This is a genomic window from Amycolatopsis oliviviridis, from assembly GCF_014654365.1.
GTDB classification, from domain to species: Bacteria; Actinomycetota; Actinomycetes; order Mycobacteriales; family Pseudonocardiaceae; genus Amycolatopsis; species Amycolatopsis oliviviridis.
Genome location: NZ_BNAY01000001.1, coordinates 699,048 through 721,048, shown reverse-complemented (window position 1 = coordinate 721,048; position 22,001 = coordinate 699,048). Strand labels below are relative to the sequence as shown.

32 protein-coding genes and 1 riboswitch are annotated in these 22,001 nt (G+C 69.1%); of the genes, 12 read left to right on the top strand and 20 right to left on the bottom strand.

The genetic code is table 11. The annotated features are described in order from the left end of the window. Positions 1 to 96: 96 nt before the first annotated feature. Positions 97 to 193: riboswitch (glycine riboswitch) on the bottom strand. A gap of 46 nt (positions 194 to 239) precedes the next feature. Beyond that, on the bottom strand, positions 240 to 821 hold the full coding sequence (locus tag IE302_RS02840) for a MerR family transcriptional regulator (protein ID WP_005150040.1): 582 nt from the start codon (positions 819 to 821) through the stop codon (positions 240 to 242). Between the two features lie 297 nt (positions 822 to 1,118). Between IE302_RS02840 and IE302_RS02835 the strand changes: the two genes are divergently transcribed. Beyond that, entirely contained in the window at positions 1,119 to 1,733 is a 615-nt protein-coding gene (locus tag IE302_RS02835; protein WP_191251417.1) for a TetR/AcrR family transcriptional regulator, read from the top strand. Between the two features lie 94 nt (positions 1,734 to 1,827). Here IE302_RS02835 and IE302_RS02830 read toward each other — a convergent pair whose 3' ends face one another. From IE302_RS02830 to IE302_RS02805, 6 genes are all read right to left on the bottom strand, one after another. Next, complete coding sequence (locus IE302_RS02830; protein ID WP_005150031.1) at positions 1,828 to 2,301, bottom strand: bifunctional nuclease family protein; 474 nt, start codon at positions 2,299 to 2,301, stop codon at positions 1,828 to 1,830. 218 nt (positions 2,302 to 2,519) lie between these two features. Next, entirely contained in the window at positions 2,520 to 3,281 is a 762-nt protein-coding gene (ftsR, locus tag IE302_RS02825; protein WP_191251415.1) for a transcriptional regulator FtsR, read from the bottom strand. Next, on the bottom strand, positions 3,278 to 3,745 hold the full coding sequence (gene garA, locus IE302_RS02820; RefSeq protein WP_005150023.1) for a glycogen accumulation regulator GarA: 468 nt from the start codon (positions 3,743 to 3,745) through the stop codon (positions 3,278 to 3,280). Before garA ends, ftsR begins: the two co-directional genes overlap by 4 nt. A gap of 125 nt (positions 3,746 to 3,870) precedes the next feature. Beyond that, complete coding sequence (gene gcvH / locus IE302_RS02815) at positions 3,871 to 4,254, bottom strand: glycine cleavage system protein GcvH (protein ID WP_005150021.1); 384 nt, start codon at positions 4,252 to 4,254, stop codon at positions 3,871 to 3,873. Between the two features lie 63 nt (positions 4,255 to 4,317). Next, on the bottom strand, positions 4,318 to 4,953 hold the full coding sequence (gene clsA / locus IE302_RS02810) for a cardiolipin synthase ClsA (protein WP_373307884.1): 636 nt from the start codon (positions 4,951 to 4,953) through the stop codon (positions 4,318 to 4,320). A 37-nt stretch (positions 4,954 to 4,990) separates the two neighbouring features. Next, positions 4,991 to 5,224, bottom strand: a complete 234-nt coding sequence (locus IE302_RS02805) for a hypothetical protein (protein WP_005150017.1) — start codon at positions 5,222 to 5,224, stop codon at positions 4,991 to 4,993. A 164-nt stretch (positions 5,225 to 5,388) separates the two neighbouring features. Here IE302_RS02805 and IE302_RS42630 point away from each other — a divergent pair, with 164 nt between their 5' ends. Together IE302_RS42630 and IE302_RS02795 are read left to right on the top strand one after the other, a co-directional pair. Continuing rightward, positions 5,389 to 6,042, top strand: coding sequence for a hypothetical protein (locus tag IE302_RS42630; protein ID WP_229907562.1), 654 nt, complete (start codon positions 5,389 to 5,391; stop codon positions 6,040 to 6,042). A 23-nt stretch (positions 6,043 to 6,065) separates the two neighbouring features. Beyond that, positions 6,066 to 6,443, top strand: a complete 378-nt coding sequence (locus IE302_RS02795; RefSeq protein WP_191251413.1) for a hypothetical protein — start codon at positions 6,066 to 6,068, stop codon at positions 6,441 to 6,443. Between the two features lie 15 nt (positions 6,444 to 6,458). Here the strand turns inward: IE302_RS02795 and IE302_RS02790 are convergent, their stop codons facing one another. Beyond that, positions 6,459 to 6,899: a hypothetical protein gene (locus tag IE302_RS02790; RefSeq protein WP_229907561.1), complete on the bottom strand. Its 441-nt coding sequence runs from the start codon at positions 6,897 to 6,899 to the stop codon at positions 6,459 to 6,461. 120 nt (positions 6,900 to 7,019) lie between these two features. On the opposite strand from IE302_RS02790, the gene IE302_RS02785 reads away from it, so the two are divergent. The 4 genes from IE302_RS02785 to IE302_RS02770 are packed head-to-tail and all read left to right on the top strand — an operon-like array spanning position 7,020 to position 10,793. Continuing rightward, entirely contained in the window at positions 7,020 to 7,997 is a 978-nt protein-coding gene (locus tag IE302_RS02785) for an adenylate cyclase (protein WP_191251411.1), read from the top strand. Positions 7,998 to 7,999: 2 nt separating this feature from the next. Beyond that, positions 8,000 to 8,974, top strand: a complete 975-nt coding sequence (locus IE302_RS02780) for a hypothetical protein (RefSeq protein WP_191251410.1) — start codon at positions 8,000 to 8,002, stop codon at positions 8,972 to 8,974. After that, a complete protein-coding gene (locus tag IE302_RS02775) occupies positions 8,971 to 10,164 on the top strand; it encodes an adenylosuccinate synthetase (protein ID WP_191251408.1) in 1,194 nt (397 codons plus the stop codon). The genes IE302_RS02780 and IE302_RS02775 overlap by 4 nt, the downstream gene beginning before the upstream one ends. Beyond that, on the top strand, positions 10,161 to 10,793 hold the full coding sequence (locus IE302_RS02770) for an NUDIX domain-containing protein (protein ID WP_191251406.1): 633 nt from the start codon (positions 10,161 to 10,163) through the stop codon (positions 10,791 to 10,793). Before IE302_RS02775 ends, IE302_RS02770 begins: the two co-directional genes overlap by 4 nt. Positions 10,794 to 10,799: 6 nt before the next feature. Here the strand turns inward: IE302_RS02770 and IE302_RS02765 are convergent, their stop codons facing one another. The 3 genes from IE302_RS02765 to IE302_RS02755 form a co-directional block, all read right to left on the bottom strand. Then, positions 10,800 to 11,558: a D-Ala-D-Ala carboxypeptidase family metallohydrolase gene (locus tag IE302_RS02765; protein ID WP_191251404.1), complete on the bottom strand. Its 759-nt coding sequence runs from the start codon at positions 11,556 to 11,558 to the stop codon at positions 10,800 to 10,802. 260 nt (positions 11,559 to 11,818) lie between these two features. Then, positions 11,819 to 13,522, bottom strand: coding sequence for an AMP-binding protein (locus tag IE302_RS02760; RefSeq protein ID WP_308436835.1), 1,704 nt, complete (start codon positions 13,520 to 13,522; stop codon positions 11,819 to 11,821). Positions 13,523 to 13,560: 38 nt separating this feature from the next. After that, positions 13,561 to 14,403 (bottom strand): crotonase/enoyl-CoA hydratase family protein, encoded by an 843-nt coding sequence (locus IE302_RS02755; protein WP_191251402.1) that lies wholly within the window; start codon positions 14,401 to 14,403, stop codon positions 13,561 to 13,563. A 128-nt stretch (positions 14,404 to 14,531) separates the two neighbouring features. Here IE302_RS02755 and IE302_RS02750 point away from each other — a divergent pair, with 128 nt between their 5' ends. Both IE302_RS02750 and IE302_RS02745 read left to right on the top strand, forming a co-directional pair. Beyond that, positions 14,532 to 15,419 (top strand): alpha/beta fold hydrolase, encoded by an 888-nt coding sequence (locus tag IE302_RS02750; RefSeq protein WP_191251400.1) that lies wholly within the window; start codon positions 14,532 to 14,534, stop codon positions 15,417 to 15,419. Further along, a complete protein-coding gene (locus tag IE302_RS02745) occupies positions 15,409 to 15,969 on the top strand; it encodes a GNAT family N-acetyltransferase (protein WP_191251398.1) in 561 nt (186 codons plus the stop codon). The genes IE302_RS02750 and IE302_RS02745 overlap by 11 nt, the downstream gene beginning before the upstream one ends. Here the strand turns inward: IE302_RS02745 and cobA are convergent. The 6 genes from cobA to rpmB form a co-directional block, all read right to left on the bottom strand. Further along, positions 15,939 to 17,174, bottom strand: a complete 1,236-nt coding sequence (gene cobA / locus IE302_RS02740) for a uroporphyrinogen-III C-methyltransferase (RefSeq protein WP_191251396.1) — start codon at positions 17,172 to 17,174, stop codon at positions 15,939 to 15,941. The two genes, IE302_RS02745 and cobA, sit on opposite strands and share 31 nt — an antisense overlap. A gap of 54 nt (positions 17,175 to 17,228) precedes the next feature. Then, positions 17,229 to 17,636: an ankyrin repeat domain-containing protein gene (locus IE302_RS02735; RefSeq protein WP_191251394.1), complete on the bottom strand. Its 408-nt coding sequence runs from the start codon at positions 17,634 to 17,636 to the stop codon at positions 17,229 to 17,231. Between the two features lie 64 nt (positions 17,637 to 17,700). Further along, positions 17,701 to 17,949 (bottom strand): 30S ribosomal protein S18, encoded by a 249-nt coding sequence (gene rpsR, locus IE302_RS02730; protein WP_191251392.1) that lies wholly within the window; start codon positions 17,947 to 17,949, stop codon positions 17,701 to 17,703. Next, entirely contained in the window at positions 17,946 to 18,251 is a 306-nt protein-coding gene (rpsN, locus tag IE302_RS02725; RefSeq protein WP_191251390.1) for a 30S ribosomal protein S14, read from the bottom strand. The genes rpsR and rpsN overlap by 4 nt, the downstream gene beginning before the upstream one ends. After that, positions 18,251 to 18,418, bottom strand: coding sequence for a 50S ribosomal protein L33 (rpmG, locus tag IE302_RS02720; RefSeq protein ID WP_005149953.1), 168 nt, complete (start codon positions 18,416 to 18,418; stop codon positions 18,251 to 18,253). The genes rpsN and rpmG overlap by 1 nt, the downstream gene beginning before the upstream one ends. Further along, positions 18,418 to 18,654 carry a 50S ribosomal protein L28 gene (rpmB, locus tag IE302_RS02715; protein WP_005149951.1) on the bottom strand — a complete coding sequence of 79 codons (237 nt, stop codon included), beginning with the start codon at positions 18,652 to 18,654 and terminating at the stop codon, positions 18,418 to 18,420. Before rpmB ends, rpmG begins: the two co-directional genes overlap by 1 nt. A gap of 84 nt (positions 18,655 to 18,738) precedes the next feature. Between rpmB and mrf the strand changes: the two genes are divergently transcribed. Genes mrf through rpmF form a run of 3 tightly spaced genes read left to right on the top strand, consistent with a single transcriptional unit; the run spans position 18,739 to position 20,404 of the window. Further along, on the top strand, positions 18,739 to 19,992 hold the full coding sequence (gene mrf, locus IE302_RS02710; RefSeq protein ID WP_191251388.1) for a ribosome hibernation factor-recruiting GTPase MRF: 1,254 nt from the start codon (positions 18,739 to 18,741) through the stop codon (positions 19,990 to 19,992). Then, positions 19,989 to 20,246 (top strand): type B 50S ribosomal protein L31, encoded by a 258-nt coding sequence (locus IE302_RS02705; RefSeq protein ID WP_191251386.1) that lies wholly within the window; start codon positions 19,989 to 19,991, stop codon positions 20,244 to 20,246. Before mrf ends, IE302_RS02705 begins: the two co-directional genes overlap by 4 nt. Further along, on the top strand, positions 20,246 to 20,404 hold the full coding sequence (gene rpmF / locus IE302_RS02700; RefSeq protein WP_005149940.1) for a 50S ribosomal protein L32: 159 nt from the start codon (positions 20,246 to 20,248) through the stop codon (positions 20,402 to 20,404). Before IE302_RS02705 ends, rpmF begins: the two co-directional genes overlap by 1 nt. A gap of 122 nt (positions 20,405 to 20,526) precedes the next feature. On the opposite strand, the gene IE302_RS02695 is transcribed toward rpmF, so the two are convergent. From IE302_RS02695 to IE302_RS02685, 3 genes are read right to left on the bottom strand one after another with little or no spacing between them, the layout of a single operon-like run. Then, positions 20,527 to 21,225, bottom strand: coding sequence for a DUF899 domain-containing protein (locus IE302_RS02695; RefSeq protein ID WP_229907560.1), 699 nt, complete (start codon positions 21,223 to 21,225; stop codon positions 20,527 to 20,529). Further along, complete coding sequence (locus IE302_RS02690; protein WP_191251382.1) at positions 21,222 to 21,551, bottom strand: ArsR/SmtB family transcription factor; 330 nt, start codon at positions 21,549 to 21,551, stop codon at positions 21,222 to 21,224. The genes IE302_RS02695 and IE302_RS02690 overlap by 4 nt, the downstream gene beginning before the upstream one ends. Continuing rightward, a complete protein-coding gene (locus IE302_RS02685; protein ID WP_191251380.1) occupies positions 21,541 to 21,972 on the bottom strand; it encodes an SRPBCC domain-containing protein in 432 nt (143 codons plus the stop codon). The genes IE302_RS02690 and IE302_RS02685 overlap by 11 nt, the downstream gene beginning before the upstream one ends. Positions 21,973 to 22,001 lie beyond the last annotated feature (29 nt).

Here is a 22,001-nt window from a genome sequence, read left to right as displayed (position 1 = left end):
AGGGGCGCCTGAGAGTTTCGCCCGTGGGTTGAGTCGGGCTTGCACCGTCGGCGGAGCCGCCAGGTGGTGACCTGACGATTCACTTTCCAGAGGCGTCTAGTCCGCGCGGTCCAGGGTGCCTGAGAGGTTCCGGGGAGGACTTGCTCCTTCGGCGCCGAGCCGTTATCGGCTCGGTCTCTCCCGCGCGGATTCGTCGACCGCGTGAGTGAGCCTACCCTGCCGCTCGCGCGGCTTCATGATCAGCCGGTGCGACGTGCGTTACGGCGCTGCGTGAGCTCGTCCGGCGTGACGGTTTCGATCACGCCGCCGTCGGCCCGCTCGGCGGGGAACTCGTGGATGGTGCCGCTGATCTCCTGCATCGCCCCGCTGACGGCGATGCCGAAAACGCCCTGCCCGCCCTGGAGTAAATCGACGATCTCTTCGGGCGAGGTGCACTCGTAGACGGTGGTGCCGTCGGAGAACAGGGTGACCTTGGCGAGGTCGCGGACGCCGCGCAGGCGCAGGTGGTCGACGGCGACGCGGATGTTCTGCAGGGAGACGCCGGTGTCCAGCAGACGCTTGACGACCTTCAGGACGAGGATGTCCTTGAACGAGTAGAGCCGCTGCGAACCGGAACCGTGCGCCGTGCGGATGCTCGGCGCGACCAGCTTCGTACGGGCCCAGTAGTCGAGCTGCCGGTATGTGATCCCGGCGATCTGACAGGCGGCGGGACCGCGGTAGCCGACGAGTTCGTCCGGGAGGGAAGAGTCGGGGAACAGCTCGCCCTGCTCGCCATCAGCGACCGGAACGAGCGGCTCTTGAGGGCTACCAGCCTCGACCACGCCATGCCTCCCCTCGCCCGACCTGGCGGCCGGCGAACAAAGCCGCGCGGACCCACGTGAGTCCGCACCGGAGTGAACCGTCAAGACGAATGCCCCAGACATCCGAATCACACCTTGGCGATTCACCTTCATTGACGGTAAGCGCGTCCGGCAAAGCGGTCAACGCGACGCGCGGTCGACCTCAAGCTCTTCTTGAGGCTTGCCGAGGGCACTCCCCCATTCGGCCGCACGCTTGCCGTTTTTACTCAGTCGTGTTAATTTTTACTCATGCAAGTAAATCCCTCTACCCAGAGTGCCATGCAAGAGGTCCAGGCGGAGCTGGGGCTGTCGGTCACCGAAGCCGCGCGACGGGCCCAGATCGTCGGGGCCACGATCGCGACGATCTCCGACCTCGGTTACCACAAGACGTCGTTCGCGAAGATCAAGGAGCGGGCCGGGCTGTCCAGCACCCGGATCATCTCCTACCACTTCACCAACAAGGCCGGCCTGATGCAGGCCGTGGTCACCACCGCGACCGGGATGAAGGACAAGTTCCTGGAGGAGCGCATCCAGGGCACGACCGACCGGGCCGGGCTCCTGCGCGGTTACATCGAGTCGGAGATCGCGTTCCTCGGTTCGTACCCGGAGCTGGTGCGGGTCATGGTCGAGATGGCGTCGAGCGGTTCGGACGCCGAGGGCTGGTTCATGTCGGTGCCGCTGGTCGAGGAGTTCCGGACCGGGCGGCTCGAACGCCAGCTGAAGCAGGGACAGGCGGAAGGCGCTTTCGGCGACTTCGCGGCGGACGTGATGGCGCTGTCGATCGCGCAGGCCATCGACGGCGTGGCCGCGAAGTTCGCCGCGGACCCGAAGCTGGACCTGGAGCGCTACGGGCGCGAACTCGCGGACCTGTTCGTCAAGGCGACCGCGGCCTGAGGCTCGCGAACCGCATTCAGAGGACTGAACGCGCACAGGAAGAAGGGGCGGCGCCATCCGGCACCGCCCCTTCGTTCAAGATCCCAGTATGTGATCAGGTGTCCGCGCCGCGGAAGTCCTCCGGCGAGACCGAGTCGAGGAACTCGCGGAACTTCTCGACCTCGTCCTCCTGTTCGTCGGGGATGATGAGGCCCGCTTCCTCCAGCACCGCGTCGACGGCGTGGATCGGCACCCCCACCCGCAGTGCCAGCGCCACCGAATCGCTCGGCCGCGCGGAAACCCTGATGTCCCCGTCGAAGACCAGTTCCGCGAAGAACGTGCCTTCCTTCAGATCCGTGATGACGACCTGTTCCAGCTCGCGACCCAAAGCCCCGATGACCTCTTTGAGCAGGTCATGGGTGAGCGGACGGGCCGGGCGGACTCCCTGCTGCTCCAAGGCGATGGCGGTGGCCTCCACCGAGCCGATCCAGATCGGCAGGTACCGCTCGCCTTCGGTCTCCCGTAGCAACAAGATCGGCTGATTCGCGGGCAGCTCCACCCGCACGCCGACGACGCGCATCTCGCTCATCGGGCTTCGCCTCCCTCTCGTGCGCACGGGCTGCAACGCTTGTCTCGACGACCAAGCGACGGCAGTCCCGACGCTACCCGTCTTCCGCGCGCTGTGCTCGCTGTCTCCGACATTCCCGGTTCGCCCGTGGCAAACCCAACTCCACGGTACGGCATCGGATGCCGAACATTCAGTCATTGACAAGTGGCCTCACAGGGGTTCGCGGCTCCTGGAGCCGTTCAACCGCCCGTGACAGCCCGTATTCCGGCCTTCACCAAGAGCGTATGTAACGCCACGGTCAGTGCCGCGAGCTCTCGGACGACCTCGTCGCCCCTCGCCCGGGCGTCCTCGTCACGATGCCGATACACCGGGGTCACGATCTGCTCCACCAGGCCGACCTCACGATCGGCGGCGGCCCGGAAGGCACGCAGATGTCTCGGCTCTATACCGAATTCGGTCATCGCTTTCACGGTCTTCGCCACGAGGACCGCGTCGGGGTCGAAGAACCCGGCCGCCCCGGGCCGGACCAGACCGTATTGCCGCAGCTCAGCCAGGGTGGCGGCGTCGATGCCGGCCTGGCGGAGCAGATCTTCCTCGGTCAGCCTGATCTCGCGATCGGTCTCGAAATCCCCGGGGGACGGCAATCCGCCGTTTTCCCCGGGGGCGTCGAGCGAAACGAGTTTCCGCGGCGGCTTGGGCAGCACCGCGGCGGGCGCGGCACCCTGATCCGCCGCGTCCAGCTGTTCCTTGATGACCTTCAGCGGAAGGTAGTGATCCCGCTGGGCGGACAGGACGAACCGCAACCGCTCCACGTCCGCCGGGGCGAACTGCCGGTACCCCGACGGGGTCCGGCCCGGCTGGACCAGACCCTCCGCCTCGAGGAACCGGATCTTGGAGATGGTGACATCGGGGAAATCGCCGCGCAGCTGTGCCAGCACGGCCCCGATGCTCAACCCATCGCGCTGCGACGCATCCCGATCAGGCCGCCCGGCCGCCGTCACCGCGCCCCCTGGCCCCCGTGACCCGGGCCGGTCAGGAAGACCAGGCGGAACTTGCCGATCTGCACCTCGTCGCCACCGGCGAGGACGGCCTGGTCGACCGGCTCGCGGTTGACGTAGGTGCCGTTGAGGCTGCCGACGTCGATGACGACGAACTCGCCGCCCTCACGGCGGAACTCGGCGTGCCGCCGGGAAACCGTGACGTCGTCGAGGAAGATGTCGCTGTCCGGGTGCCGTCCCGCGCTGGTGGTGTCGCGGTCCAGCAGGAAGCGCGATCCGGCGTTCGGACCCCGCTTGACGACCAGCAGCGCGGAACCCGCGGGCAGCGCGTCCACACCCTGGACGGGGGCCTCGGCAGCCGGAGGAGCCTCAGTGCCTTCGACGTCGGCCAGGAAGTCGGCCCGGAAGACAGAAGTCCGCTCCGGAGACTGCTCCGGGGGAACGCCGGGCCCGTCGTTCGTGCTCACCTGAGCTCTCCTAACGCATGTGTGTTGCCACTACTCAAGAACGTGTGGAGGACAAACGTACCGTGCCTGATCGAAACTCCGGCCCGCGGCTCCCCCTACTCTTCCCGAAGGGCCACGGCCTGCGGCTATTCCTTGATCAGGGCCTGGTAGGCCTCGGCTTCGAGCAGTGATTCGACCGAGCTCGCGTCGTCGAGACGGAGTTCGATCAGCCAGCCCTCGCCGTAGGGGTCGCTGTTGATCAGCTCGGGCGACTCGGTCACCGCGTCGTTGACCGCGACCACCTCGCCGTCCAGCGGGGCGAACAGCTCCGAAACGCTCTTGGTCGACTCGACCTCGCCGAACGCGTCGCCGGAGCCGACCTGCTTGCCGACCTCGGGCAGTTCGACGAACACCACGTCACCGAGCTGGTCCTGGGCGTACTCAGTGATGCCCACGCGCACGAGCCCTCCGTCGCGCACGGAGACCCACTCGTGTTCCTCGGTGTACCGCAGTTCTTCTGGAGTGGACAACGCCGCTCCCCTTTCTGATGCCCTCGCATGAAACCGACGCGCGCAGTTTCGCATCCCGCCGGGTCACGCGCCCGGCGCCTCCCGCAAGCCCGCCGGATCGGCCGTCCGCAGTGCCTGGACGGTCTGGATGACGTACAGCACGCCCGAATAGACGTACAGGACCGCGCCCCACGCCGTGAAGGCGTACCCGATCGGCCGGGCGACGGCGGCGATGTCGGAGCCGCCCTGGGTGAGCAGCAAGAACGGGAAGGCGTACATCAGCACGAAGGTGGCGCCCTTGCCGATGTAGGTGACCTCCGGCGGGGCGAACCCGCCGCGCCGGAGCAACAGCACGCAGACGCCCAGCACGGCCTCGCGCACGACCAGCGGGACCACCAGCCACCACGGGATGATGTCGCGGATCAGGAAGGCGATGAGCGTCGCGAGGATGTAGAGCCGGTCGGCGGCCGGGTCGAGCAGCTGGCCGAGCCGCGACATCTGGTTGAGCCAGCGGGCGAGCTTGCCGTCGAGCCAGTCGGTGAGGGCGCTGAACACGAGCAGCGCGAGCGCCCAGCCGTCTTCCTTCGGGCCGAGCAGCAGCCACAGGAAGACCGGCACCCCGGCGAGCCGGAGGATCGAAAGCATGTTGGGAACGTTCAGGGCCTGCCGCAGCAGAGAAGGCTCTTCGCTGGTCACGCTCGGTTCGGGGGGCGTACTCACCCGCTCAGCCTATCCAGCAGCGGCAGGTCCTCCCGCGTCAGCTCGCCCGGGTGTGGGTCCAGCCGCGGCGTTGCAGGTCCGCGCTGGTCAGCGCCACGGGCCTGCCTCGGTGGTCGGTGCCCATCCAGCGCGTGTGGCCGGCGGAGCTCTCGAGGACGTACGGGCGGCCGCCACACCAGACGACGGTGCACGGTGCCGTCGGTGGCAGCTCCGTGTTCGCCGGTGCGGTGGCCTGGGGTGACGCGGGGTCGGTCTGTTCGTCGGTCTTCATCGCTCTCACGGTTTCGGTGACGGGGACTGGGACACGCCGGAGCGCTACCTTTGTTTTCGGCAGAACCGGGCCGCGTGTTAACGGTTCGGCGCCGGATTCGTCCGATCGGTTCGCCACGACAACGGGGTGTTGTCGCGCCGTGAACGGCATGTTAATTGTCCACAATGGACAGTGATTGGGCGGTCCTCGCGTATCACCGCGCGGCCGTCGCGATAGCCTCCCGCGAACCGAACGTGGCTCAATGCCACGGCAACGGGCCCGGCCGGGTCAGAATGGGCCGGCCACGACCGGCCGACGAAAGGATCGCCTTGCCCGTCTCGAAGACCACGGGAACGCGCCGGCGCCTGTTCGCGGTCTGCGCGTTCGCCGGAACGCTCGCCGCCTGTTCGGGCGAAGATCCGCCACCGCCAGTCACCTCGACTTCGGTCTTGACACCCGCGCCTCCCTCTGCCACGACCAGCGCGTCGCTGCCCCCGATCCCGTCGCAGACCGCGCCGAATCCGTCCACCGCACCGAAACCCGCTCCCAAGCCGAAGCCCGCTGAACCGGTACAGGGCTCATGCGGCACCCTCACCGCGGCGAGCGGGCTGACCCTGCAGGTGATCAACGGGCCCGGGGTCTCCTGCGCGGACGCGACCGGGATCGTCGGCGCGTTCCACCAGAGGATCGCCGGACGCCAGTCCGCGGGCTCGGACGAGCCGGTCAGCGAGACCGTCGACGGCTGGTTGTGCGTTTCCGGCGCCCCCGCCGCGCAAGGCGGCACCAGTTGCAGCAAGGGCGAGCAGAACGTGTTCGCCGCAGTCGTCCCCGTCGAATGAACCACCCCCGAGAAGAAGGGCCCATGAAGAGCCTCTCCGCGCTTCCCGCCGCGCTCGCCGTCGTCCTGTTGAGCGGTTGCGGCGCCGATCCCGCCCCCGCGGCCGCTCCGCAGCCGTCCTCCCCCGCCGCCGCGCAGGTCCCCGCCGGGACACCCTGTGGGGAGGTCGCCGGGCTCCAGGGAGCCAAGAACAAGGTCGTCGCGCGCGGGAAGACAGACTGCGCCGAAGCGACCCAGGTGCTCACGGACTACTTCGCGAAGCTGACACCCGCCGAAGCCGCGTCGCCGCAGGGGCCCGGACCGGTGGTGATCGGCGCCTGGACGTGCGGGAGCGGGCCGAACGATCCGGTGACCAGCTGCTCGACCGAGGACGAGCGGCAGATCGAAGCCACCCGGAGCTGAGCACGCCCGGCAGCGTCACTCCTCGCGGCGCCGTCGGGCCTCGTACTTCCGGTACTTCCGGTACTGGAGGCCGAGCCCGATCGGCATGCCCAGCAGGGCCAGGCCGATCGCCACGGTCACCGACAGGCTCAGGATCACCATGGTCTTCGACCGATAGGCGAATCCATCGCCGGCGAAGACCCTGTCACCCACCGCGGCCTTCTCGCCCTCGATCCGCCCTTGTGCGGTGCGCCCGTCGTCGAATCGCCAGCCACCCTCGCAGTAGGTACCCCTACCGGTCACCGGAGGCCTCTCATCGAAGCATTCCGAGATTTCGACGACCGTGACCTCTTCGCCGGTGTTCAGCTTGTCCACGCGGTCACCGAGGAATCCCCCGAGGGCCACCAACAGGACGACGAACGAGATCCCGGCGGGCACCACCAATAGCACCCTGGGAATCCGCGGTTTTCCCGGCACGAATCTCCTCTCCGTTCGGTCTTTTCAGGCTATTTTCCGAAGCCGTGGAACGGCACGGGATTTGTACCGGCGCCCACCTCGCCCTTGCGATCCGAGGTAAGAGTCATATAGACTCAAACTATGCTCACCAGGGACGACGCCGTGAAGACGATCGAGGACGCGGCGGTTCTGTTCGACTCCGATCCCGAACTCGCACACCGGCGGTACCGCGAACTCGCGGCCGCGCTCCACCCCGACCGCAACCCCGGCGACGCCCGGGCACATCAGGCGGCCGCGACCCTCAATCGCCGCTACGACGACTGGAAACGCGCCCGGCGCCAGACCGTCACCACGGCGACGTCGAGCTACACCCTCACCGCTCCGCACGCGGTGGGCAGTGTCGCGACGACCTACCGGACCACCGGGCTGCATCTGGTCAAACTCGTCCGGGACCCGGCGCTCAACCCGCTGATCCACGCCGAGTGGGCGGCGTTGCGCACGCTCGACGGCTTCACCGAACGGCACCGGTGGCTGCGGCCCTACTACCCGAGGCTGCTCGACACCTCCGGCCCGGTGGCGCGGGGCGACCGGGCGTTCAGCGTCCTCGATCCGCTCGTCGACGGGTTCGTCACGCTCGCCGACATCGGCAAGGCGTTCCCGGACGGGCTCGACGGCCGCGATTACGCCTGGATGCACCGGCGCCTGCTGCGCGCCGTGGCGGGCGCGCACCGCGCGGGTCTCGTCCACGGGCATCTCACCGCGGACAACGTGCTCGTCCATCCCGGACAGCACGGGATCGTCCTGGCCGGCTGGTCGTTCGCCGTCGAGACCGGCACTCTCCCGCTGGCGGTGGACAACTCCGCCGAGTATCCACCGGAGGTCCACAAAGGACTTCCGATGACCGCGGCCACCGACGTCCACATGCTCCATCGCCTGATGCTTTCCCTGCTGGCGCCTACGGAAACCCGCCAACGCGAGTTCGCCACGTGGTGCACGCAGGAAGACCCGGCACAGCGACCCGACACCGTCGATCTGCTCGACGAGTACGACGACCTGCTCGGCGAGCTGTACGGCCCCCGCACCTTCCGCCCTTTCACCATCCCCGAGACAGGAGCCTGACCATGGGACACGGACACTGGGACGACAACGCCTACGCCGCCGCGAAGACCTTCCGCGCGGCCAAGGGCGAGGACGACTTCGGCTACAGCGCCGATCTCCGCGCCAAACCCGCGAAAGACTGGAAGGCCGCGGCCGCGCTCGACCCGAAGAACGCCGTCCGGGAATGCCGGGATTCGGCCGACCACAGCGACTCGACGCCGATCGCGGTGCTGTTCGACGTCACCGGCTCGATGCGCCGGGTACCGCGGATCATGCAGGGCAAGCTCGGCAAACTGCACGGCCTGCTGAAGCGCCGGGGTTACCTGGCCGACCCGCAGGTGCTGTTCGGCGCGATCGGCGACGCCGACAGCGACCGGGTCCCGTTGCAGATCGGGCAGTTCGAATCGGACAACCGGATGGACGAGCAGCTGCGCACGATCTTCCTCGAAGGCGGTGGCGGCGGGCAGAAGAGCGAGTCCTACGAACTGGCCGCCTACTTCATGGCCCGCCACGTGGTCACCGACGCGTGGCAGAACCGCGGCCGCAAGGGCTACCTGTTCCTCATCGGCGACGAGCTGAACAAGCCGGCGCTGGAGGCCCGCCACATCCGCCGGGTGATCGGCGACGACGTGCGGGAGGACATCGACCCCGCGTCGGTGTACCGGGAGCTGGCCCGCAAGTGGCACGTCTACTTCGTCCTGCCGAACCAGTCGTCGTACTACAACGACCCGCAGATCGGCGAGCACTGGAGCGGCCTGCTCGGCCAGAACTTCCTCAAGCTCGACGACCCCGGGGCGGTGTGCGAACTGATCGCGGCCACGATCGGGCTGGAGGAACGGGTCGTCGACGTCGACCGGGCGCTCGCCGACCTCGCGGACATCGGCTCGGTCGCCGAGAGCAAGGCTGTCGGCAAGGCGCTGGCGAAGCTGGGCACCAAGTCGGTCGTCACCTCGGCGGTACCCGAGGCCGGCGGCCCGAGCGACGTGGTGCTGCGGTGAGCCTCCTGGACGGGCACGTGGTGGTGGTCGGGCTCGGGTTCGGCGACGAGGGCAAGGGGGCCGTGGTCGACGCGCTCTGCGCCGCCCGGCCCACCACCGCCGTCGTCCGCTTCAACGGGGGCGCGCAGGCGGCGCACAACGTCGTCGTGGACGGGCGGCACCACACCTTCAGCCAGTTCGGGGCGGGCACGTTCGCCGGCGTGCCCACCCACCTGTCCCGGTTCGTGCTGGTCGAACCGTTCGCGTTGGCGGCGGAGGCCCGGCAGCTCGAAAGCGTCGGCGTCCGGAACCCGCTTTCGCTGCTGAGCGTGGACGGCCGGGCTCTGCTCACGACGCCGTTCCACATCCACGCCAACCGGGCGAGGGAGGAGGCCCGCGGCGAGAAGCGGCATGGCTCGTGCGGGAAGGGCATCGGCGAGACCGTCTGGTACTCGCTGCTGCCCGGGGCCGAGCCGGGCGAGGTGGTGGAGAACCAGGAGGTGGTCGGGACGCCGGGGGAAGCGCCCACGGTCGCCGACTGCGCGCGGCCGTCGGTGCTGCGGCGCAAGCTGGACGCGCTCGCGCGGTTCTACGCGCCGCTCGCCACGCCGTCGCACAGCGTGGACGACCTGGTGGCGCTGTACCGCGATTTCGCGGGCGCGGTGCGGATCACCGACGGGGACGAGACAGGACGGCTCGCGGACGCCGGACGGCTGGTTTTCGAGGGAGCGCAGGGGGTTCTCCTCGACCAGCATCACGGGTTCCATCCGCATACGACCTGGTCGACCACCACCCCGCACAACGCCCGCGCCCTGCTGGGTAGGCGTCCGCATGCCGTTCTGGGGGTCATGCGGACCTATCTCACCCGGCACGGCGCAGGTCCGCTGCCCACCGAGTCCGCCGCCGTGCTGGCACGGTTTCCCGAAGCACACAACGAAACCGGGGAGTTCCAGGGCGCGTGGCGGGCGGGCCATCTCGACGAGGCGCTGCTGGACTACGCGATCGCGGCCTGCGACGGCGTGGACGCGCTCGCGGTGACCCATCTCGACGCGACCGGTCTGCGGGTCGTGCCCGGTGACGGCTCCCCCGCCGTCGACCTGCCGGATCCGCTGGCGTGGTTCGGCACGCGGCTGCCGGTGGCGGTCGCCGGGTACGGCCCGGACAGGGCGGGTTACCGGGTCTCGGAGGCGAGGTCGACAATCAACGCGTGATCGAGTCGACGCCGGTGTCCGTGGACGTGCTCGTGGTGCGGTTCGACCCCGGCACCCGGACCGTGCTGCTGGGAACAGCGCCGCGAGCCGCCGAGCCGTTCGCGGGGGAACTCGCCCTGCCCGGGGTGCTGCTCGGGCTCGGGGAACGGCTGCGGGAGGCGGCGGGCCGGGCCGCCGTCACCAAACTCGGGCTGCCACCGGACGCACTCTCGGCCACGGGACAGCTCGCCACCTTCGACGAGCCGAACCGTGATCCCCGGGGCCCGACCCTGTCGGTCGCCTTGTGGGCCACCACTTCCCCGGCGCTCGACGACCCGGGGAACGTGACGTGGACGCCGCTGGCCGAGGTGCCGCCGCTGGCGTTCGACCACGACCGGATCGTGGCGGACTGCCGTCCGCTGCTCGCCGACAAGCTGTGGCGGGACGTCGCCTTCACCGCCGGGCTGCTGGGCCCGATCTTCACCACGGCGCAGGCGCTGGACGCGACCGAGGCGCTGACCGGGGACCGCCCCTATCCGGCGAATCTGGGCCGGACCATGGAGCGGGTCCCCGGATTGCGGCGTACGACAGAACACGCGGCCGCCCTCCCCAAGGGAGGACGGCCGCCGTCCTTGTGGCGCTGGGAGTGACCCCGCTCAGATCCCGCAGGCCGAAGCCGACCAGAACCGGCTGGACCGGTGGGCGACGTGCGTGTGATCGCTGTGGCCCGGGTAGCCCGGTCCGAGGATCTCACTGAACCCGTGGTTGCGGGCCTGCTTGGCCAGCCCGCAGAAGCCCTGCGAGCCCGCCCCGAGGTCGACCGCGTCGCCGTAGAGATGCCTGCTGTTGGTCGCTCCGCCGACGGCGTTGTTGCAGGAGACGCTGCGGAAGCCGCCGTTCACGGTGATCGGCCGGTCACCCATGGCGTGCCGCATCGCCTGCAGCTTCCACATCGACACCAGCGCGTTTGCCTTCGCCGTCGCGGCCGAGACGTTGCCGCCCGACCAGTCGGAGTTGCACCGGTTCAGTTCGGCGAAGGTGAAGTTGACCGGCGAGCAGTCGTTGTCCTGCAAGGCGTAGATCTTCGAGAACGTGGCCGATCCGGCGATGCCGTCCGCCCCCAGCCCGTACGCCTGCTGGAAGCGGGTGACCGCGGCCTTGGTGCCCGCGCCGAACTGGCCGTCGATGGCGAGCACGCCACCGTAACCGGGATATCCGGCGACCCGGATCTGCAACTGCCGGACGTCCTCACCGGACGCGCCCTCGGACAACGTGCGTCCCCAGCTGTAGCAGGCGTCGGCGGCGGACACGTCGCCCGCCGTCAGCGGGCCGGGATCGGCGGCGGCCGGGGTGGCCACCGCGGTACCGAGGCCGGCCACGAGGGCGAGCATCGGCAGGAGGAAACGAATGCGCATGACAGGAACACCTTTCAAGGCAGGGAAGGTGAGACCCGTGACCCCCACGGGTTGTCAACGATTCACTGCCCGGGATGCTAACGCGGTTCCTGGCACCATGCTGTGGGTCGTTCGACCCACACGCCCGAACCCGGAACTCGCGTGATTGGAGCCGCGACTCGCGTGATCGGAGGCGGAACGCGCCGGATCATGCGAGTTCCGCCCTCAATCACGCGAGTTCCGGCTCCGATCACGCGAGTTCGGAGTTCGGGAGCCTGCCGTCAGCCCTTAAGTTGCGGGAAGTCCTCTTCGCGGAACTCCCCCGCTGGCCGGCCGTCGGCGTCGTTCTCGCGTCCGCGCAGTTCGACGCGCCGGATCTTGCCGGAAATCGTCTTCGGCAGCTCTGTGAACTCCAGCCGCCGGATCCGCTTGTACGGAGCCAAATGCTCGCGGGCGAAGGCCAGGATGGACACCGCGGTGTCGGCCGTGGGCTCGTGCCCGTTCGCGAGGACGACGTAGGCCTTGGGCACCGCGAGCCGGATCGGGTCGGGCGCGGGGACCACGGCCGCTTCGGCGACGGCGTCGTGTTCCAGCAGGACACTTTCCAGTTCGAACGGCGAGATCCGGTAGTCCGACGCCTTGAAGACGTCGTCCGTGCGGCCCACGTAGGTGATGTAGCCGCGTTCGTCGATCGAGCCGACGTCCCCGGTGTGGTAAAACCCGTTCGCGAAGGCGGCGGCGGACCGCTCGTCGTCGTCCGCGTAGCCGGTCATCAAGCCGACCGGCCGCTTGTCGAGGTCGAGGCAGATCTCGCCCTCCTGCGCGCGCTCTCCGGTGACGGGGTCGACGAGCGCGACGGTGAAGCCGGGCAGCGGGCGGCCCATCGAGCCCGGGACGACGTCCTGTCCGGGGGTGTTGGCGATCTGGACGCTGCTCTCGGTCTGCCCGAAACCGTCGCGAATCGTGACGCCCCAAGCCTTTTCGACCTGGTCGATCACTTCGGGATTGAGCGGTTCGCCCGCGCCCACCACCTTGACCGGCGGGGTCTTCAGCACGGTCAGGTCCGCTTGGATGAGCATCCGCCACACCGTCGGCGGGGCGCAGAAACTGGTGATGCCGCACCGCTGCATCTGCGCCATCAGGGCGACCGCGTCGAAACGCGCGTAGTTGTAGAGGAACACCGTCGCCTCGGCGTTCCACGGCGCGAAAACGTTGCTCCACGCGTGTTTCGCCCAGCCCGGCGAGGAGATGTTGAGGTGGACGTCGCCCGGTTCGAGGCCGATCCAGTACATGGTGGACAGATGTCCGACGGGATACGAGACCTGCGTGTGCTGCACCAGTTTCGGCTTCGCGGTCGTCCCCGAGGTGAAGTACAGCAGGAGCGGGTCTTCCGCCGCTGTCGGGCCGTCGGGCGTGAAGGTGTCCGCTTCTTCGTAAGCGTCCACGAAGGACCGCCAGCCCTCGACCGGTTCGCCGACGACGATCCGCGTGTAGTCACCCTCGACGTTCTCGAACTTGTGCGCGTCGGCCGAGCGGATCACCACGTGTTTCGCGGCGCCCCGCTCGACCCGGTCGGTGAGGTCCGCCGGGCCGAGCAGGGTCGAGGCCGGGATGATGACGGCGCCCAGTTTGATCGCGGCGAGGATGGTCTGCCACAGCTCGCCCTGGTTGCCCAGCATCAGGATCAGCCGGTCGCCCCGGGAGACTCCGAGCGAGCGAAGCCAGTTCGCGACCTGGTTGGACCGGCGCGCCATTTCCGGATAGGTCCAGCGGTTTTCGATGCCGTCCTCTTCGACGATCCAGAGCGCGTACCGGTCCTGGTTGGCCGGATCGGCGGCGATGACGTCGAACCAGTCCAGCGCCCAGTTGAACTCGGCGGGCCGGGGCCAGGTGAAGTCACGGTAGGCGGTGTCGTAGTCCTCGCGGTGGGCCTGCAGATAGTCCCGTGCCTCGCGGAACGTGCGGTATGCCTCCGAAGCGCTCACGATCGTCCTCCTGGTCCCTGGGTGGCCGCCGGTTCTTTCTACTCTCCCTTGAACTCGGGCGCGCGCCGCTCGAGGAACGCCTGCACGGCTTCGCCGAGGTCCTTGCTGGGCAGGAACGCCGCGTTCCAGGCCGAGACGTAGCGCAGGCCTTCCGCGACCTGGCGTTCGGTGTTGGCCGAAAGGACGTTCTTGGTGCCGTGGACGACCAGCGGCGGGTTGGTGGCGATCTCCGCCGCCATCTTGCGCGCCTCGGCTAGCACGGTGTCCTGGTCGGCGTACACGTCGTTGACCAGGCCGATCTTCTCCGCGCGGGCGGCGTCGATGTCCTTGCCGGTGTACGCGAGCTCCCGCAGGTGCCCTTCGCCGATGATCGGCGCGAGCCGCTGCAGGCTGCCGAGGTCGGCCACGATCGCGACCTTGACCTCGCGCACGCTGAACTTCGCGTCCGCGCTCGCCAGCCGGATGTCCGCGGCCGCGATCACGTCGACGCCACCACCGATGCACCAGCCGGAAATGGCCGCGATGACCGGTTTGCGGCATTCCGCGATCGAGGACACGCTCGCCTGAAGGGTCTTGACCTCGTCGAGGAACTTCGTCCGCGGGCCCGCGAGCGCGTCGCCGCCGAGCATCTCGCCCCAGCTGGGCATCATCGCGGGCAGGTCGAGCCCGTAGGAGAAGTGCTTGCCGCTCCCGGTCAGCACGACCGCCCTGACCTGCGGGTCCGCGTCGAGCGCACGGAAGACGATCGGCAGCTCCCGCCAGAAATCGGGGCCCATCGCGTTGCCCTTGGACGGACCGAGCAGCGTCACTTCGGCGACGTGCCCGTCGATCTCCACCTTGAGCGAAACGAGATCGGGAAGACTGTCAGCTGTAGCGGTCATGGGGTCATCTTGACTCATGTGATTGACAGGCTGCCAACGGCCACTGTGCCACGGTGGTCACGAGATGCTTTCCTGGTACCAGCGAGTAGTACCGGTGAGTACCGACGATCGACGAAGGACGGTGGGATATGAGCCCGGCCAGCAGCGCCACCGCGGTCGCCGACCTGCCCGCACTCATCCCGGGGCGACGACGGGAACGATCCTCCCGGCCGATCGAGCTGTCGGGATCCTTCACCCATGAGGGTCACCGGCTCGCCTACACCGAGTTCGGCTCCGGCGACCGGGTCGTCGTGCTCACCCACGGCATCATGCTGACCAGGCGGATGCACGCGCCGCTCGCCCGCAGGCTGGCGCGGGCCGGCTTCCGGACCGTGACCCTCGACCTGCTCGGGCACGGCGATTCGGACCGGCCCACCGACTCGTGGCTGTACTCCATGCCCGCGTTCGCGGAGCAGACCGTCGCGCTGCTCGACCATCTGGACATCGACGCCGCCGTCATCGGCGGGACGTCACTCGGCGCCAACGTCGCACTCGAAGTGGGGGTCAGCGCACCGGAACGCGCGCTCGGCCTGGTCGTCGAGATGCCGGTGCTGGACAACGCGATCGTCGCCGGGCTGATCACCTTCGCGCCGCTGCTCATGGCAGCCCGGTTCCTTCCGGTGACCGTGCAGGGGGTGGCGCTCGCGGCGAAGCTCGTCCCCCACGGCAACCAGTGGGTCGACGTCGTGACCGACACGCTGTCCCAGCAGCCCGCGCCGATGGCCGCGCTCCTGCACGGCGTGCTGTTCGGTCGGATCGCGCCGCCCAAGTCGGTCCGGCGGACCATCGAAACCCCGGCACTGGTCATCGGGCACGAGCGCGATCCGATCCACCCCTTCGGTGACGCGGACACGCTGGCCGCGGACATGCCGACGGCCGAATTCGTCCAGGCCCGCAGCCCGGTCGAGCTGCGCTTCGACCCGACTCGCCTGACCGACGCCATCACCGATTTCTCGGCGCGGTGCCATGACCGCTGATCCGGCACCGACCCGGGACGCGGGCGCCGAGGAGCTGCGGACCGGACGCCTGGTCCTGCGCCGTCCCGGGCCCGAAGACCTCGACGCGATCTTCGCCCTCCACACCGACGCGGAAGCCTGCGCGCACAACCCCTCGGACCTGCTGGAAACGCGCAAGGACGCCGAACTCCTGCTGCTCCGCTGGTCGCACCAGTGGAACCGGTACGGATTCGGGTACTGGACGGTCCGGCGACACGACTCGGCGGAGACACTGGGCGTCTGCGGGGTGAAGATCGTCGGCTTCCGGCGCAGTCCGGTCCTGAACCTGTTCTACCGGTTCTTCCCGTCTTCCTGGGGTTCCGGGTACGCCGGCGAGGCCGCCACCGCGGCGGTGGGCTGGGCGCGCGCACACCGGCCGGACGACCTCGTGATCGCCCGGGTCCGGCCGGACAACGTCGCCTCGCAGCGGGTGGCGCTGCGGGCGGGCCTGGTCCGCGCCCCGCACCTCGACACCTCCGGCGAGGACGGGATCGACTGGCTCTACGTCTCCGGCAACGACCACGAGGGCTGAGCCAGCCCCGCCACCGGACCGAAGACGATCACCGCGGGCGGCCGCACACCCGCCGCCGCGGCGTCCTCGACCACGCTGTCCAAAGTGGAGCGGAGAACCCGCTGGGTGCGCATCGTGCCGTCCTCGACGATCGCCACCGGCGTGTCCCCGGGCCGCCCCTCCAGCAGCGCCTTGGTGAACAGCGGCAGCCGCTCGACGCCCATCATCAGCACGATCGTGCCGCGCATCTTCGCCAGTAGTTCCCAGTCCACCAGCGACTTCTCGTCGTCCGGCGCGACGTGGCCGGACACCACCACGACCTCGTGGGCGACCCCGCGATGGGTGACCGGGACGTCCGCGGCGGCGGGCACGGAGAACGCGCTCGTGATGCCGGGGACCATCGTCACCGGGATGCCCGCTTCGGCGCAGGCGAGGACTTCCTCGAAACCGCGGCCGAAGAGGTACGGGTCGCCGCCCTTGAGCCGCACGACGAACTTGCCCGCCTTGGCCCGGTCGATCAGCGTGGAGTTGATCACGTCCTGGCTGGCGGCGCGGCCGTAGGGGATCTTCGCCGCGTCGACGATCTCGACGTCGGGCGAGAGTTCGTCGAGCAGTTCGCGCGGAGCCAGCCTGTCGGCGACGACGACGTCGGCCCTGGCGAGGAGACGGCGGCCGCGGACGGTGATCAGTTCCGGGTCGCCGGGGCCACCGCCCACCAGCGCGACGCCGGGAAGGTCGTCGCGCGCGTCCGGCCCGCGGCCGTCGGCGACGGTGCCGGCGCGGAGGCCGTCGAGGATGCTGTCCCGGACCGACGCCGACCGCAGAGGCTCGCCGCCGGAGAGGACGCCGACCAGCAGTCCGCCGTGCCTGCCCGAAGCCGGGGTGACCGCGCTGCCGAGGTCCCCGTCGTCGGCGCGGACGCAGAAGACCCGCGCGCGTTCGGCCTCGGCGCAGACGGCGGCGTTGACCTCGGGATCGTTCGTGCAGGCCAGCGCGTACCAGGCGTCGGTGAGGTCGCCCTCGGTGTAGTGGCGCTCGTGCCAGACGATCTCCCCGGCGTCGGCCATGGCGCTCACCGACGGCGTCGTGTGCGGCGAGACCAGTTCTACCCGCGCGCCCGCGCCGATCAGCCGGGGCAGGCGGCGCTGGGCGACCGTCCCGCCGCCGATCATCACGACACGACGGCCTGCCAGGTCGAGGCCGGAGAGGTAATGCGGGTCATCCATGCGGGGCAGTGTAAGGATTCAGAGGCCCGGACCGCGATCCGAGTGAGAACCGCCTCAGCCTTCGAGCACAGCCAGCAGTTCGGTGTTGCCGAACATCTTGGCCGCGTCGATCGCCGACGGCTCCCCCGCCGTCGCGTCCGCGCCGCCCTTGAGGAGCGCCTTCACGACCTCGGGCTCGTTCTTGAAGACCGCCCCGGCGAGCGGGCTCTGGCCCCGGTCGTTCTCGCGGTTCGCGTCGGCGCCACGTTCGAGCAGCGCCGCGACCGTGTCCGCGTGCCCGTGGTAGGCCGCGAGCATGACCAGCGTGTCGCCCCGGTCGTTGGTCAGGTTCGCCGAAATGCCCGCGTCGACGTAGGCGATGATCTCCGCCGTCGCACCCGAGCGGGCGAAGGCGAACACCTTCGCCCACAGCTCCAGCAGTTCGGGATCGATTTCCTCGGCCTGTCCGGGGTTCTCCGTCATGCGGCCGATTCTTCCACAGGAACCGGGGTCCGGGCGGCGTGTCGCACCGCCCGGACCGGCGGTGTCAGCGGCCCGCGTTGGGGTAGGGCAGCAACGCCATCTCGCGGGCGTTCTTGATCGCGGTGGCGACCTGCTTCTGCTGCTGGGGCGTCAGCCCGGTGACCCGGCGGGCGCGGATCTTGCCGCGATCGGAGATGAACTTCCGCAGCAGATCCGCGTCCTTCCAGTCGACCTCGGTGATCTTGTTGGCGTGCAACAGGTTCGTCTTGCGCTTGGCGGGGCGGTCCCGGTTCGGTTTGGCCATCGCGCTCACCAGCTCGACTTCGTGACGCCGGGCAGCTCGCCGTTGTGCGCCATCTGCCGCATCCGGACCCGCGAGAGCCCGAATTTCCGCAGGTAGCCGCGCGGGCGGCCGTCGGCGGTGTCGCGGTTGCGGATCCGGGTCGCGCTCGCGTCGCGCGGCATCGCCTGCAGCGCCGACACCGCGGCCGCCTTCTCCTCGGGCGACGCGGACGGCGAGGCGATGACGGCCTTCAGCTCGCGGCGCCGTTCGACATAGCGGGCGGCGATCACCTTGCGCTTGTCGTTCTTGGCGATCTTGGACTTCTTGGCCATCAGCGCTCCTCCTTGAACTCGACGTGCTTGCGCGCGACCGGGTCGTACTTGCGCAGCACCATGCGGTCCGGGTCGTTCCGGCGGTTCTTCTTCGTGACGTAGGTGTAGCCGGTGCCCGCCGTCGAGCGGAGCTTGATGATCGGCCTGATGTCGGTGCTCTTGGCCATCAGAGCTTCACCCCTTTCGCGCGGAGTTCGGCCACGACGGCCTCGATCCCCCGCTTGTCGATGGTCTTCATGCCCTTCACCGAGACCCGCAGCCGGACCCAACGTCCTTCGCTCGGCACGAAGTACCGCTTGGCCTGCAGGTTCGGCTCCCAGCGCCGGGACGTGCGCCGATGCGAATGCGACACCTGCTTCCCGTAGCCCGGTTTGCGGCCGGTGACCTGGCACACGGCGGACATACACCCTCCCGAGTTGATATCGGTTGTCGTTTTCATTTACTCTACACAGCCGAACCAGAACGCCCTCGACGCCCCGGAGCTTCAGTGACCGACAACCCCCGCGTGCCCCTCGTCCTGATCAGTGGCCTCGCACCGGGACCGAACGCCGACCTCGCCGAGCGGCTGCGCGTGGCCGAACCCGGCACCGCCGTCGTGCACCACGACCTGAGGCAGATCCACTCCGGTGTGGTCAGGCGGCGGATCCGGCTCGGCGACCGCGACCAGTTGACGGTGCTCGAACTCGCGCACGGCTGCGTTTCGTGCACGCTGCGCGAAGACCTCTTGCCGTTGCTGCGCAAGCTTTCGCGAATGCCGCAGGTGCGGCGGATCGTGGTGCGGCTCGACGAGGCCATGGAGCCCGAGCCGGTCAGCTGGGCGCTGCACCACGTCCTCGTCGGCGAGCGGCCGGTGATCGAGGACGTCGATCTCCGGGCCGTGCTGGCCGTCGTCGACTGCGCCGGCTGGCTGGCCGACAGCACCGGCGACGACACCCTGGCCGAACGGAACCTGCGCGCCAGCCCCGAGGACGAGCGCACGGTCGCCCAGGTCGCGCTGTCGCAGGTCGAGTTCGCCGACTTGCTCGTCCTCGCCGGTGCCGCGACCGACGCCTGGTCCGCGGCGAAGGCGTCGGCCGTGCTCGACCGGGTCGCGCCCTCGATCCCCCGCGTCGAACTGTCCAAGGTAGACGGGAAGACCGTGCTCGACGCCGTCCCGGCCGACGCGCGACGCGGCGAGGTCACCGACATGCACGGACCGCTGCTCCGCGGGGAACCGCCGCTGCACACCGACTGCGGGATCGGGCTGCTCACCTTCACCTCGCAGCGCCCGTTCCACCCGGAGCGGCTCCACGACGCGATCGACGTCCTGCTCGACGGTGTCGTCCGCACCCGGGGACGGCTGTGGGTGGCGAGCCAGCCGGACATGGCGCTGTGGATCGAGTCCGCGGGCGGCGGTCTCGGCGTCGGGCACGCCGGGGCGTGGCTCGCCGCCCCCGACGGGCCGGACTGGGCAGCCGTCTCCCCCGAGCGCCGCACGCTCGCGTCCCTGCGCTGGGACCCGACGTTCGGCGATCGCGCGCAGGAACTGGTCGTCGTCACCGATCAGGCCACGCCCGAAGAGATCGAAGCCGCCCTGAACGGGGCGCTGCTGACCGAGGACGAACTCGCCGCCGGTGAACAGGAATGGGTCCGCTACCCGGATCCGTTCGGCGAGTGGCACGAAGAGCCGTGTGAGGACACGGAAACCGACCCCGACAAGCACGACGCGAACGTGTCGAACCGAAAGGACGAAAGCCAGTGAAACCGGGAATCCACCCTGACTACCACCCTGTGGTGTTCAAGGACCTCTCCACCGGGGACGCCTTCCTGACGCGGTCCACCGCGACGTCGGAGCAGACCATCGAATGGAGCGACGGCCACACCTATCCGCTGGTGAACGTCGAGATCAGCTCGTGGTCGCATCCGTTCTGGACCGGTAACCAGCGGATCATGGACAGCGCCGGCCAGGTCGAGAAGTTCCACCGCCGCTACGGCCGCCGGGGAGGCTCGAAGTAATGGCCGTCCCGAAGCGGAAGATGTCGCGCAGCAACACCCGGTCCCGGCGGTCGCAGTGGAAGGCGGCCGTGCCGGATCTGGTGCCGATCAAGGTGAACGGCGAGACGAAACTCGTGCCGCGCAAGCTGATGAAGCACTTCCACCAAGGTGGGGAGTGACGACGCCGGTCACGGTGCTGTCCGGGTTCCTCGGTACACGTCCACTGAAATGTCAGGAAAGGGTCGTTCAGGACGTTTCTTGTCCTGAACGACCCTTTCCTGACCTCCTCGGGAGGCACGCTTCAGCCCGAGCAGCAAGAGCCGCCAGGCTTCTCGGTGCCGTCGTAGGCGTCGTGCCAGTTCCACCACTCGTACGGCGCGCTCTGCGGATAGCCCTCGGGCGAGTCCTCCCACTCCTCCTGCCGCCCCAGCGCGGTGATGTCGAGGTAGCTCCACGTGCTCCCCATCGTCTCGTCACCGCGATCGTTGACGAAGTACGTCCGGAACACCTGGTCGCCTTCGCGGATGAAGGCGTTGGTGCCGTGCCATTCGCCGACTCCGAAGTCGACGTCGAAATCACTGGTGATCGTGTACCACGGCATCGTCCAGCCCATCCGCGCCTTCATGCGCGCGATGTCCGGTTGCGTGCCCCGCGAGGCGAAGGCCAGGGTGGTGTTACGGGCGTTCAGGTGCGAGACGTGGGCGACCTGGTCGGCCACCAGTGAGCAGCCTTTGCAGGCGTGGTCGGGGAATCCCTCGACGCCGGGATCGAAGAAGGCCCGGTAGACGATCAGCTGACGGCGGCCCTCGAACAGGTCGAGCAGGTTCACCGTTCCGGACGGGCCTTCGAACCCGTACGGCTTCTCGACCGCGACCCACGGCATCCGCCGTCGCTCGGCGGCGAGCGCGTCACGGGCGCGGGTCAGCTCTTTTTCCTTGACAAGCAAGCGAAGCCGGGCTTCTTCCCATTCGGCCGGGGAGACCGTCTTGACGTTCATCATCCCTCCAGATGGTCTTTCAGAGCCGCGAGCGGCCCGTCCCAATCGCGGGCGAGCGCGGCGAGGAACTGCTGGGCGACCTGCATCGGGGCCGATTGCAGCCGGTAACGGACGCGACGCCGCTCCCCCTGCTCCGGGGTGACCAGTCCGGCGTCGGTGAGCAACGTGAGATGTTTGGCGATGGCCTGCCGCGTGATGGGCAGCCGGTCGGCCAGGTCGGTCGCCGTGGCCGGGCCGCCCGAGGCGAGGGTGGCGAGGATGCTCCGCCTGCTCGGGTCGGCCAGTGCGACGAAGACCTGTTCGGCGATCGCTTCGATGTCAGACGGCATCGAGGTATTCGATCAGTTCGCCCAGCTCGGCCGCCCACCCCTTCGTGTTCCCTTCGAACGCGACGCGGTGGAGGTCGTCCGGAAGCTGGGAGAAGCCGGTCTCGACGACGGTGAGCCGGGTGCCCGCGCCTGCCGGTTCGAGGGTGAACTCGACGTAGGTGCGACGGGGGTCCTCGTCGGGCAAGCCGTAGATGTTCCAGGTGAAGCCGAAGATCTCCGGCTCCTCTACGCGTTCGACGCGCATGTTCGCCTGGTGCCCCTCGTCCCATTTCATCTCGGCGTCGCCGCCGGGCCGCAGGTCGATGCTCGCCTGGTTCCCGAACCAGGTGCCCAGGCCCTCGGCCGTGGTCAGCGCGGCCCACACCTTGGCGGGCGGGTGGGCGATCTCGACGGTGCGTTCGATCCGGTCGGGGAATCCCATGACAGCCTCCTCAAGTAGCAATCAATCGG

Coding starts and splice junctions, on each gene's coding strand:
- IE302_RS02755 (WP_191251402.1), bottom strand. CDS start 14,403: ATGACCGCTACAGCTGACAGTCTTCCCGATCTCGTTTCGCTCAAGGTG.
- IE302_RS02695 (WP_229907560.1), bottom strand. CDS start 21,225: ATGATGAACGTCAAGACGGTCTCCCCGGCCGAATGGGAAGAAGCCCGG.
- IE302_RS02780 (WP_191251410.1), top strand. CDS start 8,000: ATGGGACACGGACACTGGGACGACAACGCCTACGCCGCCGCGAAGACC.
- IE302_RS42630 (WP_229907562.1), top strand. CDS start 5,389: ATGGACAGTGATTGGGCGGTCCTCGCGTATCACCGCGCGGCCGTCGCG.
- IE302_RS02745 (WP_191251398.1), top strand. CDS start 15,409: ATGACCGCTGATCCGGCACCGACCCGGGACGCGGGCGCCGAGGAGCTG.
- IE302_RS02795 (WP_191251413.1), top strand. CDS start 6,066: ATGAAGAGCCTCTCCGCGCTTCCCGCCGCGCTCGCCGTCGTCCTGTTG.
- rpmF (WP_005149940.1), top strand. CDS start 20,246: ATGGCCGTCCCGAAGCGGAAGATGTCGCGCAGCAACACCCGGTCCCGG.
- IE302_RS02735 (WP_191251394.1), bottom strand. CDS start 17,636: ATGACGGAGAACCCCGGACAGGCCGAGGAAATCGATCCCGAACTGCTG.
- IE302_RS02785 (WP_191251411.1), top strand. CDS start 7,020: ATGCTCACCAGGGACGACGCCGTGAAGACGATCGAGGACGCGGCGGTT.
- IE302_RS02685 (WP_191251380.1), bottom strand. CDS start 21,972: ATGGGATTCCCCGACCGGATCGAACGCACCGTCGAGATCGCCCACCCG.
- IE302_RS02830 (WP_005150031.1), bottom strand. CDS start 2,301: ATGAGCGAGATGCGCGTCGTCGGCGTGCGGGTGGAGCTGCCCGCGAAT.
- IE302_RS02690 (WP_191251382.1), bottom strand. CDS start 21,551: ATGCCGTCTGACATCGAAGCGATCGCCGAACAGGTCTTCGTCGCACTG.
- rpmG (WP_005149953.1), bottom strand. CDS start 18,418: ATGGCCAAGAGCACCGACATCAGGCCGATCATCAAGCTCCGCTCGACG.
- rpmB (WP_005149951.1), bottom strand. CDS start 18,654: ATGTCCGCCGTGTGCCAGGTCACCGGCCGCAAACCGGGCTACGGGAAG.
- IE302_RS02805 (WP_005150017.1), bottom strand. CDS start 5,224: ATGAAGACCGACGAACAGACCGACCCCGCGTCACCCCAGGCCACCGCA.
- IE302_RS02750 (WP_191251400.1), top strand. CDS start 14,532: ATGAGCCCGGCCAGCAGCGCCACCGCGGTCGCCGACCTGCCCGCACTC.
- rpsN (WP_191251390.1), bottom strand. CDS start 18,251: ATGGCCAAGAAGTCCAAGATCGCCAAGAACGACAAGCGCAAGGTGATC.
- IE302_RS02835 (WP_191251417.1), top strand. CDS start 1,119: ATGCAAGAGGTCCAGGCGGAGCTGGGGCTGTCGGTCACCGAAGCCGCG.
- IE302_RS02765 (WP_191251404.1), bottom strand. CDS start 11,558: ATGCGCATTCGTTTCCTCCTGCCGATGCTCGCCCTCGTGGCCGGCCTC.
- cobA (WP_191251396.1), bottom strand. CDS start 17,174: ATGGATGACCCGCATTACCTCTCCGGCCTCGACCTGGCAGGCCGTCGT.